We start from the raw sequence: 16,952 nt of genomic DNA, 5'->3' as shown, positions 1-16,952 counted from the left end.
CTATCTTCACGAGTGTGCGACGCACGAAACAATTCGGGCAACCGTCCGAAACCTCCGATGAGGAGACTGCCCGATGGTTCATAGAAACGCTTCGAACATCAACGCCGTTCAGGCGATGGATCCGATCTGGGACAGCCTGCGCACCGAAGCCATGGCCATGGCGAAGGCCGAACCGACGCTGGCCGGATTCGTCTACGCCACCATCTTGAACCAGAACAGCTTCGAGGCGGCGCTGGGCCACCGGATCGCGCAGCGGATGGATCATGGCGACGTGCCCGCCTACATGATCTCGCAGGCATTCGAGCAGATGTTCGCCGATGACCGCGACATTTCGGACATCATCCGCACCGATATCCAGGCCGTGCTCGACCGGGACGCGGCGTGCGAGCGCTATATCGAACCCCTGCTCTACTTCAAGGGCTTCCACGCCCTGCAGACCCACCGGCTGGCCCATTGGCTGTGGAAACGCGACCGCCGCGATTTCGCGCTGTTTTTGCAGTCGCGGTCCTCGTCCGTCTTCCAGTGCGACATCAATCCGGCCGCGCAGTTCGGGCGCGGCATCTTCCTCGATCATTCGACGGGTATCGTCGTAGGGGCGACGGCGGTCGTCGCCGACGACGTCTCCATCCTGCAGGAGGTAACGCTCGGCGGCACCGGCAAGGAAGATGGCGACCGCCACCCCAAGGTCGGCAAGGGCGTGCTTCTGGGCGCCGGCGCGAAGGTTCTCGGCAATATTAGGATCGGCGAATGTTCGAAGATCGCGGCCGGCTCGGTCGTGCTGCGCGACGTGCCGCGCTACGCGACCGTTGCGGGCGTGCCCGCGCGCGTCGTCAGCGTGCGCAAGGGCTGCCAGCCGCCAGCCCGGGTGATGGATCAGGGCATCGAACGCTGAGGTGACGACCGGCCGGAAGGGTGCCGCGCGCCGCCGTAGCTGGGCTGTTGTCGTGCTGATTGTCGTGGCTGCCGCACATCTCGTGTCCGGCTCGGCATCGGCGGCGTCGGTGCTCGGCCCCTACCGGATCGAGGCGAACTCGATGGCCCCGAACGTCGTCGACGGCGACATCGTGCTCGTCGATCCGACCTTCTCCCGCATCCCGTTTGGGGATCTTTCGGCGGGTTCGGATCTGCCGCCAACGGGCGAGCCCGCGCGTGGCGACATCGTGATGTTCACCGCGCTCAATGGCGATGGCGTCTATATCAAGCGCATCGTCGCGCTGCCGGGCGAAACTGTTTCCCTGCGAGGCGGGCGCGTTGCGATCGAGGGGACGGACATCGCGGTCGCGCGGGAAACGGACGACGGGACCGGCGGCGATGGTATCGATGTGGAGCGTGCCGTGGAAACACTGCCCGGCAACGTGTCCTACGCGATTCTCGATCGCGGAGATTTTCCGGCGGACAGTTTCGGGCCGGCCACCGTGCCGGAAGGGCATTATTTCGTTCTCGGCGACAATCGCGACAACTCCGTGGACAGCCGTGCAGGCGAGATCGGGATGATCCCGCGATCCACCATCATCGGCCGCGCCTGGACGCTGGACTGACACGCGAGGGGGGCGCTTCGGCTCACGGGGGGCCAGTTCGCGGGCACCGCAACCAATGACGGGACGAGCAGCGCCGCCATGGTGCGGTCGAACCGGCGACGGCGCCTTCTGCTCGACGGGACCCATGCGAGCGACGTTTCGACGACGAGCGACAGGCCGGAGAACGGCATGCCGGCGATCGGGAACAAGGCGCGGCGAAAGACGAATGTCGATCGCCCGCCCGGTCAGCCGTCCGCGTTGAGGAACGGGCGCACGACCTGCCCGTCGGCGAACTCGCCGATCCGCTTGATCTCCCATTGAAGCGTCGTACCGGAGGTGTCGCGGACCCGCTTGCGGACCGTCTCGCCGAGCGTTTCGAGATCACAGGCGGTCGCGTGACCGGTGTTGATCATGAAATTGCAGTGCATCTCGGACATTTGCGCCCCGCCCACCATCAGGCCGCGGCAGCCGGCGGCATCGACCTCCTTCCAGGCCGAACCGCCGTCCGGGTTCTTGAACGTCGAGCCGCCGGTCTTTTCCTTCACCGGCTGGACGGTTTCGCGATGGTGCTGGACCTCGTCCATCCGCGCCTGAATCTCGGCGGGATCGCCGGGCTCTCCCTCGAAGATCGCGCGGGTGAAGACGAGGTCCTTGCTCGCCGAGGAGTGTCGATAGGCGTAGCCCATCTCCTGCTGCGACAGAACGTGCTTGTGCCCCTCGCGATCGACGGCATGGACTTCGACCACGCGGTCGCAGGTTTCGGTGCCGTTGGCCCCGGCATTCATCCGCAGCGCGCCCCCGACGGAGCCGGGAATGCCGTGATAGAAATGAAAACCAGCCAGGCCCGCGTCGAGCGCAGCTGCTGCGAGGCGCTTGTCGGGACAGGCCGTGCCCGCCGAAAGCCGCGTTTCCGACACGCGCTCGACGGCGCCGAATCCCTTGGCGGACAATCGCACGACGATTCCGGGAACACCGCCGTCGCGCACGAGGAGGTTCGACCCGATGCCGACCACCGTGACCGGGACATTCCGCGGGATCGCCGCCATGAGAAGAGCCAGATCGTCCTCGTCGGCCGGCATGGCGAGAACGTCCGCCGGTCCGCCGACGCGAAACCAGGTGATCTTGTCCATTCCGGCATCGGCCGAAAGACGGCCGCGAAACGCACCGAGACCGGCGCGCAGATCAGCGAGGAGAGCCGCACCGTCCCTCATGCCTTGACCGCCCGCTCGCGCAGGTCTTCCAACTGCTTGGGCAGGGCGTAGGCCCATTGGGTGATCGAGCCGGCACCCATGAGAATGACGAGATCGCCCTCCTCGGCCAGCTGGTTCACGAGGTCCGGCAGTTCGTCGGGTCCGTCGATCAACCGCGCATCGCGGTGACCGCCGAGCTTGATCCGCTCCACCAGCATCTCGGAATTGACGAACTCGATCGGCTCCTCTCCGGCAGCATAGACCGGAGCCATGACCACCGTGTCGGCATCGTTGAAACAGGAGGCGAAATCCGGGAACAGCGCCTGGAGGCGGGTGTAGCGGTGGGGCTGCGCGATCGCGATGACGCGACCGGTGACGGACCCGCGCGCGGCCGCCAGGACCGAGCGGATCTCCACCGGATGATGGGCGTAATCGTCGTAGATCGCGATCCCCTCGACCATGCCCGTCAGCGTGAAACGGCGCTTGACGCCGCCGAAGCTTGCCAGGCCCTTGCGGATCTGGTCGGCGCTGAGCCCGAGTCGGCTGGCGACCGCGATCGCGGCGGTCGCGTTCGAGACATTGTGCTTGCCGGGCATGGGCAGGCTGAGTTCGCCGAGCGCGATCTCGGTGCCCTTCACCCGGTCGCGCACCGTGACCGAGAAGAGCGACTTGCCGGGCTCGAAGGAGACGTTCTCGAAACGAACGTCCGCCTGGGGGTTCTCGCCATAGGTGATGACGCGCCGATCCTCGATCTCGGAGACGACGCTCTGGACCACGGGATGGTCGATGCACATCACCGCGAAGCCGTAGAAGGGGACGTTCTCGACGAAGGAGCGGAACGCCTCCTTCACCTTGTCGAACGTCCCGTAATGGTCGAGATGCTCCGGATCGATATTGGTGACGACGGCGACGTCGGCGGGCAGCTTGAGGAACGTGCCGTCCGATTCGTCGGCCTCGACGACCATCCAGTCCCCGTCGCCCATGCGCGCATTGGTGCCGTAGGCGTTGATGATGCCGCCATTGACCACTGTGGGATCGAGGCCGCCGGCGTCGAGAAGCGTGGCCACCATGGAGGTGGTGGTGGTCTTGCCGTGGGTGCCGCCAATGGCGATGGCCTGGCGGAACCGCATCAATTCGGCCAGCATCTCGGCGCGCCGGACGATGGGCAGCAGCTTCTCGCGTGCGGCGGAAAGTTCCGGATTCGAGCGCTTGATGGCGGTCGAAACCACGACGACCTCGGCCTCTCCCAGATTGTCGGAGCGATGACCGATCGAAATCTTGACGCCCTTGCCGCGCAGCCGCGCGACATTGGCGTTCTCGGACTGGTCGGAGCCCTGTACCTTATAGCCGAGATTGACCAGGACCTCGGCGATTCCGCTCATGCCGATGCCGCCGATTCCGATAAAATGAACCGGACCGATATTGGGCGGCATCTTCATGGCAGGGTCTCCTGAACGTTCCTTGGGAAAGCTGCGCCGGACATTCGGCGGCGCCTCGATCGGTTGATGTCCCGATACAGTATCGGCGCGGATAAGAAAAATCATGTCTTGCAGACGGATGCGCCCCGGATGTCGCCGGGTCGTTTAACAATTTTGTCCTCGCGGTTGGGCGGCCGTGCCCGTCCGCGGTCTTATGCCGGCCGGTCGGCGGAAGCGGTCGGGGCCCCTCGGGTCGCCGCCAGGGACTCCACCAGATCGGCAAGCCGGATCGCGGCATCCGGCATCCCCGTTCGTCTGGCGGCCGCCGCCATGGCGGTCGCCCGGTCGGGGTCGCCGGCAAGGTCTGTGACGATGGCCGCGAGCCTTTCGGCCGACAGATCCGCCTGGCGCACGACGAGCGCGCCGTTCTCGGCTTCGAGGCGCGCGGCATTGGCGGCCTGATCGTGATCGAGCGCATAGGGATAGGGCACGAGGACCGCAGGCCTGCCGATCACGGCGATCTCCGACACCGTGGACGCGCCCGATCGGCTGACGACGAGATGCGCCGCGCCGATCCGGCGGGCCATGTCGCCGAAGAACGGCGCCACCTCGGCCTCGATCCCCGCGTCCCTGTAGAACCGCTCCACCTCGGCCGCATCGTCCTTGCGCGCCTGCTGCGTGACGTGAAGCCGCCTTGCGAGCGCCTCCGGCAGCCGTCTGACGGTCTCCGGCATGATCTGCGAGAAGAACCGGGCGCCCTGGCTGCCGCCGAACACGACCAGCCGAAACGGGCCGTCCGCCAAGGGCGGCGCGTAAGCGGTCTTCGCCGCTTCCAGAACCGCAGCGCGGACCGGATTGCCCGTCACCACCATCTTGGCCGCGAGCGAAGGGTCGGCCTGATCCTGGGCGATGCCGGCGGCGATCCTGTCGACGCGTCCGGCCAGAAACCGGTTGGCGCGGCCCATCACGGCGTTCTGTTCGTGCACGATCGTCGGACGGCCGGCCCGGCTTGCCGCCATCAGCGGCGGCACGGTCGGATAGCCGCCGAAGCCGACCACGACGTCCGGGCGGATCTTGCGCACCAGATTGCCGGCCTGGCGAAACCCCTGCCACAAGGTCCAGAGGGTCCGCGCGATCCTGACCGGGTTCCGCGAGGCGAACGTCGCCGAGGCGATCGTGTGGACCCCGTCGCCGGGAAAGGTCTGGGTGAAACGCCCCGCCCGGTCATCGGTCGCAAGATGAACGCGGTGGCCGCGCGCGACGAGTTCGTGCGCCAGCGCTTCGGCAGGAAAGAGATGGCCGCCCGTGCCGCCGGCGGAAAGAAGGATGGTGCTCATGAAGACCCCGCTAGCGCCGGATCGTGTCGGCTTTGCGTTCTGCGCCGCTTCGAGGCTCGGGTCGGGCCGCCCGCGACGCCGGCCGCAAGCTCCACCCGACGCCCTCGGGCGCGCCGCGAACCGCCAACGATCGATCGGTCCGGTGCGTGTTATGCCTGTCGTCAGACCCCGTGGATCAGGGCCGTGCGTTCCATGAGCCGGTCCGTGTAGGAACGGTTTTCCGGTCGCCTGCGCGTGAGCGCCAGAACGAAGCCGGCGCTGATCGAGATCGCGATCATCGACGAACCGCCGTAGGAGATGAAGGGCAGCGTCATGCCCTTGGCCGGGATGAGCTGCAGGTTCACCGCCATGTTGATGATCGACTGCAGGCCGAAGATGAAGACGAGACCGGAGATCGACAGGCGCACGAAGATATCGCGCTGCGATACCGCGACGGAGAGCCCGCGCATCACCACGAAGGCGAAGACGGCGGCGAGCACCACGCAGGTGATGATTCCGAACTCTTCGGCGACGACCGCGAAGGCGAAGTCGGTGTGACTGTCGGGCAGCAGCCGTTTGACGGTCCCCTCGCCCGGACCCTGTCCGAACCAGCCGCCATTGAGGATGGCCTCGCGCGCGGTGTCGGTCTGGTAGTTGTCGCCCTCGCCGGTGAAGAACCGGTCGATACGGCTGGCCACGTGATCGAAGACCTCGTAGGCGAAGAACGCGCCCGTCAGGCCGATCGCGGCCAGGAGAGCGATCCACAGCCAGGGCATGCCGGCCATGAAGAACAGCCCGCCCCAGGTCGCGGCGACGAGCAGGGTCTGCCCGAGATCGGGCTGCGCCACCAGCAACGCCACGGAGACGAGAAGCAGGATCAGCGCGCACAGATTGCCGGGAATTTCGGACCGGCGGGCGTTTTCGGCAAACAGGAACGCACACACCACGACGAAGGCCGGTTTCATGAACTCCGACGGCTGGATGTTGAGCACGCCGAAATCGAGCCAGCGGCGCGCGCCCTTGATTTCCGTGCCGATGAACAGCGTCATGATCATCAGGAGAAGGGACACGCCGAGCATGATGATCGCCGCGCGCTGAACGCCGCGTGGTGTCAGCAGCGAACAGGCGAACATCACGATCGCCGACGGAATCAGAAAGAAAATGTGCCGCTCGACGAAATGGAAGGGCTGAAGCCCGATCCGCTCGGCGACGGGCGGGCTTGCCGCGAAGGACAGGACCGCTCCGCCGATCAGGAGAACGAGAAAGGCACTGAGCAGCCAGGGGTCGAGACCGCGCCACCAGTCCGATACCTTTATGATCTTGCTGCCGGAATCGCTCATTGTCCCGCCTCGTTCCCCTGTCCGCGCAACGTTTCGACCGCTTCACGGAATGCATCGCCGCGCACTTCGAAGTTACGATACTGGTCGAAGCTGGCGCAGGCCGGGGATAATAGCACGGCCGACGGCATTGCGTCGGATGAAGCGTCCCGGGCGGCGCTCGCGACCGCGTTCGGCAGGGTCGCGGAAATCTCGAACGGAACGCTCTCGCCGAGGGTCGCGGCGAACTGCGGCGCGGCCTCGCCGATAAGATAGGCCTTCACGATCCTTGGAAAGAACGCCGAGAGCCCGGCGATCCCGCCCTCTTTCGGAAGGCCGCCGGCGATCCAGTAGATCCGCTCGAACGAGGCAAGCGCGGTGCCCGCCGCATCCGCATTCGTCGCCTTGGAATCGTTGATGAACAGGGCATTGCCGATCCGGCCGACCTCTTCCATCCGGTGAGCCAGTCCGGGAAAGCTCTTCAAACCGTTGGCGATATCGCGCTCGATGAGCCCGCACAGCGTCAGAACGGCAACGGCCGCGGCCGCGTTCTGCCCATTGTGACGTCCGCGAAGCGATCCGATCGCGCCGAGATCGAAACGCGCCTCGGGGTAGCCCTCCATGCGCCGCAGGACGGCACCGTCTTCGTAGAAGGCTCCATTCTCGACCGGCCCTCGCCCGCTGATACGAACGACGCGGCGTCCGGCGCCCTCGAGCCGGTTGCCGATCGCGCGGCACCATTCGTCGTCATCCCCGACGACGGCATGGTCGGCGCCCGCGACAAGCCGCTCCTTCACGGCGGCGTAATGCTCCATCGTGCCGTGCCGATCCAGATGATCCGGCGTCAGATTGAGCAGGAGGCCGACCGAGGGCTGGAGCGTCGGCGCGAGGTCGATCTGATAGGAGGAGCATTCGACGACATAATGGTTCTGCGGAGAAGGATCGGCCAGCGTCAGCACCGGGACGCCGATATTGCCGCCCAGCTGCGTGTTTCGTGCGCTCTGCGCAAGACAGTGGGCGATCAGCGCGGTCGTCGTCGATTTCCCGTTCGTCCCCGTGATCGCCACGAAGGGCGATTCGGGTGCCTTCATCCGCCGCTCGCGGCCGAAGATCTCGACATCGCCGATGACCGGAACGCCGGCCCTTGCGGCCAGATCGACCGACCAGTGGGGCTTGGGATGGGTCAACGGCACGCCGGGGGACAGGACGAACCCATCGAGCCTCGACCAGTCGATCTCGTGCAGGTTCCCGGTCGCGATGCCGGCGGCGTCCGCCTTGGCGACGCTTTCCGGATTGTCGTCGAACGCAACGAGATCGGCTCCGCCTTCGAGCAGCGCCTGGGCCGTCGCAAGGCCGGAGCCGCCGAGACCGAAGAGGGCAATGCGCTTGCCGGCGAAGCTTTCGATCTTCATCCTGTTACCGCAGCTTGAGCGTGGAAAGGCCGACGAAGGCCAGCATGAACGCGATGATCCAGAACCGGATCACGACCTGGCTCTCGGTCCAGCCGAGCTTCTCGAAATGATGGTGGATCGGCGCCATGAGGAACACCCGTTTGCCGGTCAGCTTGAAGCAAACGACCTGGATGATCACCGATAGCGCCTCGATGACGAAGAGACCGCCGATGATCGCCAGGACGATCTCGTGCTTCGTCGAGACCGCGACGGCGCCGGTCATGCCGCCGAGCGCCAAGGATCCCGTGTCGCCCATGAAGATGGCGGCCGGTGGCGCGTTGAACCACAGGAAGCCGAGGCCGGCGCCGATCACCGCGCCGCAGACCGGCGCGAGCTCGCCCGTGCCTGCGACGTAATGGATCTGCAGATAATTGGCGAAGTTCACATTGCCCGAGAGATAGGCGATCAGCCCGAGCGCGGCGATGGCGATCATGATCGGCACGATCGCGAGCCCGTCGAGCCCGTCGGTCAGGTTCACCGCATTGGCGGCGCCGACGATGACGAAAGCCGCGAACCCGACGTAGAACCAGCCGAGATTGAGCAGCAGCTCCTTCACGAACGGAAAGGTCAGCGACGTCGCGAACGTCCCCTCCGCGCCCATGACGATGAGAAGCACCGCGATTCCGGCGATCAGGAATTCGAGGGCCAGGCGAGCCTTGCCGGAAAAGCCCTTGTCGCTCTGCTTGGTCACTTTCAGATAGTCGTCGTAAAAGCCGATCGCGCCGAATCCGATGGTGACCAGCAGCACCGTCCAGACATAGATATTGGTGAGATCCGCCCACAGAAGCGTCGAGACCAGGACACCGGAAAGGATCATCAGCCCGCCCATGGTCGGCGTTCCGGCCTTCTTGAAATGGGTCTGCGGTCCGTCGGCGCGGATCGGCTGTCCGCGGCCCTGACGCAGTCTCAGCGCCGCGATGATCGCGGGCCCGAACAGGAACACGGAGATGAATCCGAAGATCATCGCCGCGCCGGTGCGAAAGGTGATGTAGCGGAAAATGTTGAAGATCGCGATCTGGTCGGCGAACTGTCCGAGATAGGCGATCATCGCGTTGAATTCTCCGGTGTATCGTCTGGTACGGACGTCGTGTCACCTGTAGGCGGGGCCTCGTCAAGGGCCACGGGCCGGGGCGGGTAGCGCGTCAGTAGTCCCTCGACCAGCTTTTCCAGCCCGATGCTGCGGGAGGCCTTGACCATGATGGCATCGCCCGCGCGCATCTCCGACAGAAGTTGCTCTTCGGCATCGGCCGGCGCGTCGTGCAGGGAGGATTCGATCGCCTCCGGCAAGGCGGATTCGAGCGCCCTGATCTCCTCGCCGACGAGAAAGACCCGGCTGACGCCTGCGGCCGCGAGCGGCTCGGCAAGGCCGGCATGCAGGTCGCCGCTGTGGCCGCCAAGTTCCTTCATGTCGCCGAGAACCGCGATCCTGCGACCGTTCTCGCCGAGCCTTGCAAGGCGCAGCGTATCGATCGCGGCCCGCATGGAGGCAGGGTTCGCGTTGTAGCTGTCATCGAAGACCGTGATCTCGCCGCCGGACGGCATGGCCAGGCTGTAGCGCTGCCCCCTGCCCTTGACCGCCTGCCAGCTCGAGAGCCGCGCCGCGACTGCCTCGACGTCGGCGCCGGCCACGTGGGCAGCGCCCAGAACCGCGAGCGTGTTCTGGGCGAAATGCTTGCCCGACATGGCAAGTTCCACGGACACCGAGGTGCCCGCAATATCGGCGATGAGCATCGAACCGGCGTCGCCGGCCTCGAACTCGGTCATTCTGAAATCGGCGCCCGGGGCCTCGCCGAACGTCATCACGTTCGTCACGCCGGCGGCCCGCGCGGCGCTGGCGAGCCGCATGCATTTCGGATCGTCCGAATTGACGATCGCGGTGCCTCCGGCGACCAGCCCCTCGAAGATTTCCGCCTTGGCATCGGCGATCTCGTCCAGATCGCGGAAATGGCCGAGATGGGCCGCGGCGATCAGCGTCACGATGGCGGCGTGCGGGCGCACGAGCTTGACCAGGGGACGGATCTCGCCGGGATGGTTCATCCCGATCTCGAAGATCGCATAGCGCGTCTCCGCCGGAAGGCGGGCAAGGCTCAGCGGAACGCCCCAGTGATTGTTGAAGGATGCAAGGCTTGCGTGAACCGTACCGTTGACGGCAAGGCCGTGACGCAGCGCCTCCTTCGTCGTCGTCTTTCCGACGCTTCCCGTGACGGCGACGATCTGCGCTTTGGAACGGGCCCGCGCAGCTGCGGCCAGGCGCCCGAGCGCGTCCAGAACGTCGTCGACGACCAGCATCGGAGCCTGAAGACGCCCCAACGCCGGAATGCGCCGCTCGGACACGACATGCAGTGCCGCGCCGGCCTTCTGCGCATTGATCAGAAAGTCGTGGCCGTCGAACCGGTCGCCGGCGATGGCGAAGAACGCGTCACCCTTCTCGACCGTCCGGCTGTCGATGGAGATGCCCCGGATGCCGGCCGGCATGGTGCCGATCGGGCGGGCCCGCATGGCTTCGATCAGGACATCCGTTTCCCATAGAAAATCGCTCACGCCATCGTCTCCGCAATGGCCGCCGCCACTTCCTCGTGATCGCTGAAATGATGATTCACCGTGCCGACGAGCTGGCCGGTCTCGTGCCCCTTGCCGGCAACGATCACCGTGTCGCCCTTGCCGGCTTCGGCAATCGCGGCGCGAATGGCGTTGCGGCGATCGCCGATCTCGCGCGCGCCGGTCGCCGCCGCCATGATCTCGGCGCGGATGGTGCCCGGATCCTCCGAGCGCGGATTGTCGTCGGTGACGATCACGACGTCGGCGAGCCGCGCGGCGATCGCGCCCATCATCGGCCGCTTCGCCCTGTCCCGGTCGCCGCCGCAACCGATGATCGCGATGACGCGGCCGGTCGTGAACGGACGCACGGCCTTCAGCACATGCTCGAGCGCTTCGGGCTTGTGGGCGTAGTCGACGAAGACCGGAACGCCGTCCTTCGTCGTGCCGGCCTTCTCGAGCCGGCCCGACGCGCCCTTCAGCGTTTCGAGGGCCGCGAGCGCGGTTCGCACCGACGTTCCCGTGACGATGGCGAGACCGGCCGCCACCAGAGCGTTCGACATCTGGAATTCGCCGGCGAGCGGCAGTACGATCCGAACGATGCCGTCCGTCGTCTTGATCTCGGCCACCTGACGATCGCGCTCGTGCTCCAGACGGCTCAGCGTCAGGAGCGTTCCGGCCCGGCCCGTCGTATGGACCGTGCAGCCGGCCTGCCTTGCAGCATCGATCGCGCGGGCCGACCAGGCGTCGTCCGTATTGATGACGGCGGGGGCGCCCGAAGGCAAAAGCCGGGTGAACAGTCCCATCTTGGCCGCGAAATAGCTTTCGAGATCGGGATGATAATCCAGATGGTCGTGGCCGAGATTGGTGAAGGCGCCGGCGGCGAGCCGCACCCCGTCGAGGCGGTGCTGGTCGATGCCGTGGCTCGACGCCTCCATGGCGGCGTGCGTCACGCCCTCGCCCGCAAGTTCGGCCATCAGCCTCGCAAGTGCGATCGGATCCGGCGTCGTCAGCGTGCCGTATTCATCGCGCCCCGGCGACACCACGCCCGTCGTCCCGATCGAGGCGGCCTGTTCGTTTGCCGACGTCCAGATCTGGCGAACGAAGGAGGCGATGGAGGTCTTGCCGGCGGTTCCGGTGACGGCGACGATGGTTTCGGGTTGCCTGCCGAAGAAGCGCGCCGCGATCCGGGCAAGGGCGAGCCGGGGATTGTCCGACCTGACAAGGGGCAGGTCTGTCTCGATCCGGGCATCGCTGGCGCACAGGATCGCGGCGGCGCCGCGGGCTTTCGCGTCCTCGACGAACGCTGCGCCGTTCGCCTTGACGCCGGAGACGGCCGCGAACAGAAATCCGGGCTCGACCTTGCGGCTATCGAGCGTCAGGCCTGTGATCTCGATGGCGGCGGCTCCGTCGGGAGCCAGGCCGAGTTCGTCTGCAAGTCGTGCAAGGTTCATGCGGGTCTAAGGTCCGGTTTTTCTTGTTCTGACCGGTGTCGGGGTCGCGCCACCGTTCTCTTCTGCAACTCGATGATTGCATGAACCGGAATTCCAAACTCGCGCGGCGGTATTAGGGCAGCCGCCTGCCGACCCGCATCCTCAATAGGATACGAGAAGCGTTTCGCCGGTCGGGCCGAGGTCGGGCTTCACGTTGAGAAGAGGGGCGGCCCGGCGAATGACGTTTCCGGCGGTCGGTGCGGTGTTCATGCCTGCCGTCGCATAATATTTGCCGGGTTCGGGCTGTGGCTCGTCGATGTAGATCAGAACGATATATTGCGGATCGTCCATCGGGAACGCCGAAAGGAAGGCGTTGAACTTCTTGTTGTCGGAATAGCGTCCGTTCACCACCTTGTTCGCGGTGCCGGTCTTGCCGCCGACCCGGTACCCGTCGATCTCGGCGTAGTTTCCCGAGCCGCGCTGATCTTCGACGTTGAGCCGGAAAAGGTATCTCATGTCGTCGCTGGCCGACTTGGTGATGACTTGCGTCGCCACGGCGGCGGCCTGCTCTTCCGTGCGCGGCAGGAAGGTCGGGGGGATCAGCTTGCCACCATTCATCAGTGCGCCGGCGGCGACGGCCGTCTGGAGCGGTGTCGTGGAGATTCCGTGCCCGTAGGAGGCGGTGATGGAGTTGACGAGCTTCCAGTTCTTCGGCTGCGTGGGCGTCGCCACCTCCGGCAGTTCGGTCTGCAGCCGCGACAGCAGGCCGAGCCGCGTCAGGAATGCCTGATGGCCCTCGATGCCGACGAGTTCAGCCTCTTTCGCCGAACCGATGTTCGAGGAATAGATGAACACCTCCTCAAGGGTCAGGACGCGCTTCTTGCCGTGGAAATCCGAAATCTGATGCCCGCCGATGCGGATCGGCCGCGAGGCGTCGAACTTGGAGAGCAGGTTGACCTTGCCGGTGTCGAGCGCCATCGCGCTGGTAAACGACTTGAACGTCGAGCCCATCTCGTAAAGGCCCGCCGACGTCCGGTTCATGCGATCCTTTTCGAGCGCCTGTCTCGGATCGTTCGGGTCGTAGTCGGGCAACGAGGTCATGGCGAGGATCTCGCCGGTCTTGGCGTTCATCACGACGCCGCCGGCGGCGATCGAGCGATAGCGCGTCATCGCTTCCGACAATTCGTCGCGCAGGATGTGCTGGACCCTCAGATCGATGGAAAGCTGGACCGGCTCGAGTTCCGCGTCGACCGCGAGCCCGGAATTCTGGAGCGCCAGATAACCCTGGTCGTCGATATATTTCTCCATGCCGGCAATGCCCTGATTGTCGACATTGACGTGGCCCGTCACGAAACCCGCGGTCGTGCCGCCGGGATAGAAGCGACGCTTCTCGGTGCGAAATCCGATGCCGGGGACGCCGAGGTCGAGGATGGCCTGTTGCTGACTGGGCGTCAGCTCGCGGCGCAGCCACAGGAAGCCGGCTTCGCTGGAAAGGCTGTTATAGAGCCATTTCGGATCGAGATCGGGCAGCACCGACAGGAGCAGCTCGCTCGCCTCGTTCGCATCCACGATCTTGCGCGGTTCGGCAAACAGCGAGGCCACGCGGATATCCGTCGCAAGGACGCTCCCGTTGCGATCGACGAGATCGGGCCGCGAGGCCATGATCTGGTCGGCCGCACGGAAGGACATGGTCCGCGCGTCCGGCACGGTTCCCCATGTGACGAGACGCACGCCGATGGCACCGTAGACGCCGACGAACAGCACCATGGCGATCACGAAGCGGCTCTTATTGTCCGGGGTCGCGTTCATGCGGTCGCCATGGCGCACGGCGGCCCGGCGTTCGCGTTTGGGTTCGGGACTGGACCCGGTCTTTTGCGATTTGCGCGAAAACATCACTGCACCGCCGTATTATTGGAAGCGAGAAGTTCGGCTTCGATATCCTCGATCGTCAGATCCTTGGGGATGGGAGGCGCCGGCAGCTGATGCTCCGCGACGATCTGGTCGGGGCGGATCTCCATCAGCTTCAGGTCTTCGGCATAGGTCTCGGCGAGCGCCTGAAGGCGCGCGGGCTGATTGTAGAGTGTCCAGTCGGCCGAGAGGATCGCGATCGTTTCCTTCTCGGACGCGATCTTGCGCTCCACTTTGCGGATCTCGTTCTCGACGAGATCGGTTTCGTGCTTGACCGAAAAGGTCCACGACGCGGCGCCGATCAGGGCGACGATCGACAGAATGTCCAGGGTTCTCAACATGATCGGCTCAAATCCTCGACAGTTCGGCTAAGGTCGGCAGGGAAGCGAAAGACAGGTCGGCGGCAGAACCGCGGGGCGGTGCCGCAAGGCGCGTCCCGGATCGAAGCTTGGCGGAGCGGGCGCGCGGATTGGCCGACGCTTCGGCCTCGCTGGCGGTGATCGCCTTGTTGCGGGCCAAAAAGGTCGGCTCGGCGACCGCAACGTCCGGCAGGTGGCGCGAGCCGCCCTGCGTGCCGGCGCGATCAAGGAAGAAGCGCTTGACGATCCGGTCCTCGAGCGAATGGAAGGAGACCACGACGAGGCGCCCGCCCGGCTTCAGCAGTCGCTCGGCCGCCGTCAGCGCCCGCGCGAGCTCGCCGAGCTCGTCGTTGACGAAGATGCGCAGGGCCTGGAAGCAGCGCGTTGCCGGATCGATCTTGTCGTTCTTGCCGCGACCGACGGCCCTGCCGACGACGCCGGCCAGATCGAGGGTGCGCGTGAAGGGCTCGGCCTCCCGCCGCGCGGCGATCGCACGGGCCGCGCGGCCCGCATGGCGCTCGTCGCCGAGAAAGTTGAAGATCCGCGCAAGATCGCCGACCGAGAGCGTGTTGACCACGTCGGCCGCCGTTGGCCCATGATTTCCCATGCGCATGTCGAGGGGGCCGTCCTTCTGGAACGAGAAGCCGCGCTCGGCCTCGTCGATCTGCATGGACGACACGCCGATATCGAGGACGATTCCGTCCAGATCACCGGCATGATCGGCGAGAAGCGTCTCCATGTCGCCGAAGCGGCCCGGCACCGGCCGAAGCCGTCCCGCGCTCTGCGCGGCGAGCGCATGGGCCGTCTCGATCGCCCCCGGATCCCGGTCGATCGCGATGACCGCCGCACCGGCGCTGAGGATCGCGCGGCTGTAACCGCCCGCCCCGAACGTGGCGTCGACGACCTGCGCGCCCGGCGCCGGGTCGAGCGCCGCGATGACCTCGGCAAGGAGGACGGGAACATGTCGGGTCGGTCCGCCAATGGTCGGGCCCTCGTGCCCACCATGACCCGTCATGTTTCCGTCGTTCCCGCCGATCTCGTTTTGGCGGCGCGTGTCTTCGCCGCCCTTTCCCGGAGGGCCGAAAGCTTCTCCTCGAAATCTTCCGGCCGCCAGAGCTGAAACTTGTTGCCGACACCCACGAAGGTCGCACGGTCCGTGATGCCGGTATGCTCGCGAATGAGGTCGTTGATGATGATCCGCCCTTCCGAATCGGTCTTCAGGTAGGTCCCGTCGCCATAGGCGAGGATCGCAAGGTCCTGATATTCCGGCGAGAACGGATCGAGCTTCTCCATTTCCAGTTCGAACTCCCTCGCAAGGTCCGGCCCGCCGACGTTCATGACGGGCAGATCCAGGTTTCGCATCGCGAACAGGTCGCGAATGTCCCGCGACGCCAGCACCTGACGATAGGCCGCCGGAACGGAGATCCGCCCCTTGGAATCGACGCTGTGGACGTAGTGGGAGAGAAAGCGATCCATCAGTCCGCGACCGCCCGGCGGAGCTTGCTGCGGCATGCATGGCACTCTCCCCTGAAACCGGCCAAACGCAAGACGAAGCCTCTCCATCGGCGCGAACGACATCGCCGCGCCGGACCAAATCCGGTTCCGTTTTCGTCTCGCACCGAGGCCGAAAAACGAACCGCTTCAACCCTCCAAAAGATGACTGACGGGATATCATGGGGCCTTGTGGGCGTCAATGGACGGAGGCGGTTGGAACATGGTTCGGAAAGACGTCCCAGACGATGCGATAGAACCGGTTAACACCCCGTTAAGATTGACGAAATCTAACCGTACATGCCATGGCCCACAAAGTCCCATAGGGGTCGATCTGCCCCTGGGGAACAGCGCCTCGGGCATCGACAATCCCGCTCGCGCAAGGCTTTGCTTAGCCAAACACTCAAGTTGACTGAATAATTTCGATTTTCACGAAAGCTTCACGATTCGATAAGCTTGGAAGTAGCAGTCCCCCGCGGTTTCGGGGGGCGCAGATTGCACCGCGTGCGAAGCGCCGGCATGAGGCGCTCGACGCCGCTCGAAACGCCGCTGGATCGGCGAGCGTCAGCCGGCCTGTAAGCCGGGTTCTGTTCGCCCTCGACCCCGAAGGCCCGAAGGCTTGGCGACCATTCCTCTGGGACGTCCCTCGCGAGACGCCTCAAGCAACCCACCCGGACGGCTGTCCCGGAAAAAGGATGAAAGGCGTTCCCGCCTTTCGCACCGTCCCTATTCGGTCTTGCTCCCGGTGGGGCTTGCCGTGCCGCCTTCGTTACCGAAGACGCGGTGGGCTCTTACCCCACCGTTTCACCCTTACCCCGCCACCAGTTGGGCTCGGCGTCCCGTTCGACGGGGAACGCGCAGCCGAACTGCAGGCGGGGCGGTCTGTTTTCTGTGGCGCTATCCCTGAGGTTGCCCTCGCCGGACGTTATCCGGCACCGTTTTTCCGTGGAGCCCGGACTTTCCTCCCTCGCCGCCTTTCGGCACATGACGAGAGCGGCCGCCCGGCCGGCTGACGATC

14 protein-coding genes and 1 other RNA gene are annotated in these 16,952 nt (G+C 65.6%); 2 read left to right on the top strand and 13 right to left on the bottom strand.

Annotation, left to right across the window (positions count from 1 at the left end):
- Positions 1-73 precede the first annotated feature (73 nt).
- Positions 74-892, top strand: a complete 819-nt coding sequence (gene cysE / locus U0C82_RS16540; protein ID WP_322188630.1) for a serine O-acetyltransferase — start codon at positions 74-76, stop codon at positions 890-892.
- 1 nt (position 893) lies between these two features.
- Positions 894-1,538: a signal peptidase I gene (gene lepB, locus U0C82_RS16535; RefSeq protein ID WP_322188628.1), complete on the top strand. Its 645-nt coding sequence runs from the start codon at positions 894-896 to the stop codon at positions 1,536-1,538.
- 224 nt (positions 1,539-1,762) lie between these two features.
- Here the strand turns inward: lepB and murB are convergent, their stop codons facing one another.
- From murB to rnpB, 13 genes are all read right to left on the bottom strand, one after another.
- A complete protein-coding gene (murB, locus tag U0C82_RS16530) occupies positions 1,763-2,728 on the bottom strand; it encodes a UDP-N-acetylmuramate dehydrogenase (protein ID WP_322188626.1) in 966 nt (321 codons plus the stop codon).
- A complete protein-coding gene (murC, locus tag U0C82_RS16525; RefSeq protein ID WP_322188624.1) occupies positions 2,725-4,146 on the bottom strand; it encodes a UDP-N-acetylmuramate--L-alanine ligase in 1,422 nt (473 codons plus the stop codon). The genes murB and murC overlap by 4 nt, the downstream gene beginning before the upstream one ends.
- A gap of 191 nt (positions 4,147-4,337) precedes the next feature.
- A complete protein-coding gene (murG, locus tag U0C82_RS16520) occupies positions 4,338-5,462 on the bottom strand; it encodes an undecaprenyldiphospho-muramoylpentapeptide beta-N-acetylglucosaminyltransferase (protein WP_322188622.1) in 1,125 nt (374 codons plus the stop codon).
- Positions 5,463-5,623: 161 nt separating this feature from the next.
- Complete coding sequence (ftsW, locus tag U0C82_RS16515) at positions 5,624-6,781, bottom strand: putative lipid II flippase FtsW (RefSeq protein WP_322188620.1); 1,158 nt, start codon at positions 6,779-6,781, stop codon at positions 5,624-5,626.
- Positions 6,778-8,169, bottom strand: coding sequence for a UDP-N-acetylmuramoyl-L-alanine--D-glutamate ligase (gene murD, locus U0C82_RS16510; protein ID WP_322188618.1), 1,392 nt, complete (start codon positions 8,167-8,169; stop codon positions 6,778-6,780). The genes ftsW and murD overlap by 4 nt, the downstream gene beginning before the upstream one ends.
- 4 nt (positions 8,170-8,173) lie before the next feature.
- Positions 8,174-9,256, bottom strand: coding sequence for a phospho-N-acetylmuramoyl-pentapeptide-transferase (gene mraY, locus U0C82_RS16505; RefSeq protein ID WP_322188616.1), 1,083 nt, complete (start codon positions 9,254-9,256; stop codon positions 8,174-8,176).
- Positions 9,253-10,749: a UDP-N-acetylmuramoylalanyl-D-glutamyl-2,6-diaminopimelate--D-alanyl-D-alanine ligase gene (locus U0C82_RS16500; RefSeq protein WP_322188615.1), complete on the bottom strand. Its 1,497-nt coding sequence runs from the start codon at positions 10,747-10,749 to the stop codon at positions 9,253-9,255. Before U0C82_RS16500 ends, mraY begins: the two co-directional genes overlap by 4 nt.
- Complete coding sequence (locus U0C82_RS16495; protein ID WP_322188613.1) at positions 10,746-12,197, bottom strand: UDP-N-acetylmuramoyl-L-alanyl-D-glutamate--2,6-diaminopimelate ligase; 1,452 nt, start codon at positions 12,195-12,197, stop codon at positions 10,746-10,748. Before U0C82_RS16495 ends, U0C82_RS16500 begins: the two co-directional genes overlap by 4 nt.
- A 141-nt stretch (positions 12,198-12,338) precedes the next feature.
- Entirely contained in the window at positions 12,339-14,069 is a 1,731-nt protein-coding gene (locus U0C82_RS16490; RefSeq protein WP_322188612.1) for a peptidoglycan D,D-transpeptidase FtsI family protein, read from the bottom strand.
- Positions 14,069-14,425 carry a cell division protein FtsL gene (gene ftsL, locus U0C82_RS16485; RefSeq protein WP_322188610.1) on the bottom strand — a complete coding sequence of 119 codons (357 nt, stop codon included), beginning with the start codon at positions 14,423-14,425 and terminating at the stop codon, positions 14,069-14,071. Before ftsL ends, U0C82_RS16490 begins: the two co-directional genes overlap by 1 nt.
- A gap of 7 nt (positions 14,426-14,432) precedes the next feature.
- Positions 14,433-15,458: a 16S rRNA (cytosine(1402)-N(4))-methyltransferase RsmH gene (gene rsmH, locus U0C82_RS16480; RefSeq protein WP_322188608.1), complete on the bottom strand. Its 1,026-nt coding sequence runs from the start codon at positions 15,456-15,458 to the stop codon at positions 14,433-14,435.
- Positions 15,455-15,955: a division/cell wall cluster transcriptional repressor MraZ gene (mraZ, locus tag U0C82_RS16475; protein ID WP_322188606.1), complete on the bottom strand. Its 501-nt coding sequence runs from the start codon at positions 15,953-15,955 to the stop codon at positions 15,455-15,457. Before mraZ ends, rsmH begins: the two co-directional genes overlap by 4 nt.
- 539 nt (positions 15,956-16,494) lie before the next feature.
- Positions 16,495-16,947, bottom strand: an RNA gene (gene rnpB / locus U0C82_RS16470) — RNase P RNA component class A.
- Positions 16,948-16,952 lie beyond the last annotated feature (5 nt).

It is taken from the genome of Fulvimarina uroteuthidis, assembly GCF_034321785.1.
Taxonomy (GTDB): Bacteria; Pseudomonadota; Alphaproteobacteria; order Rhizobiales; family Rhizobiaceae; genus Fulvimarina; species Fulvimarina uroteuthidis.
Note: the sequence above shows the minus strand (reverse complement) of the source record. Positions and strands in the feature narration are given on the sequence as shown.

What these genes read in the sequence shown, in the direction of transcription:
- rsmH (WP_322188608.1), bottom strand. Translation starts at nt 15,458, where the DNA reads ATGACGGGTCATGGTGGGCACGAGGGCCCGACCATTGGCGGACCGACC.
- cysE (WP_322188630.1), top strand. Translation starts at nt 74, where the DNA reads ATGGTTCATAGAAACGCTTCGAACATCAACGCCGTTCAGGCGATGGAT.
- murC (WP_322188624.1), bottom strand. Translation starts at nt 4,146, where the DNA reads ATGAAGATGCCGCCCAATATCGGTCCGGTTCATTTTATCGGAATCGGC.
- ftsL (WP_322188610.1), bottom strand. Translation starts at nt 14,425, where the DNA reads ATGTTGAGAACCCTGGACATTCTGTCGATCGTCGCCCTGATCGGCGCC.
- murG (WP_322188622.1), bottom strand. Translation starts at nt 5,462, where the DNA reads ATGAGCACCATCCTTCTTTCCGCCGGCGGCACGGGCGGCCATCTCTTT.
- U0C82_RS16495 (WP_322188613.1), bottom strand. Translation starts at nt 12,197, where the DNA reads ATGAACCTTGCACGACTTGCAGACGAACTCGGCCTGGCTCCCGACGGA.
- mraY (WP_322188616.1), bottom strand. Translation starts at nt 9,256, where the DNA reads ATGATCGCCTATCTCGGACAGTTCGCCGACCAGATCGCGATCTTCAAC.
- mraZ (WP_322188606.1), bottom strand. Translation starts at nt 15,955, where the DNA reads ATGCCGCAGCAAGCTCCGCCGGGCGGTCGCGGACTGATGGATCGCTTT.
- ftsW (WP_322188620.1), bottom strand. Translation starts at nt 6,781, where the DNA reads ATGAGCGATTCCGGCAGCAAGATCATAAAGGTATCGGACTGGTGGCGC.
- murD (WP_322188618.1), bottom strand. Translation starts at nt 8,169, where the DNA reads ATGAAGATCGAAAGCTTCGCCGGCAAGCGCATTGCCCTCTTCGGTCTC.
- murB (WP_322188626.1), bottom strand. Translation starts at nt 2,728, where the DNA reads ATGAGGGACGGTGCGGCTCTCCTCGCTGATCTGCGCGCCGGTCTCGGT.
- U0C82_RS16490 (WP_322188612.1), bottom strand. Translation starts at nt 14,069, where the DNA reads ATGTTTTCGCGCAAATCGCAAAAGACCGGGTCCAGTCCCGAACCCAAA.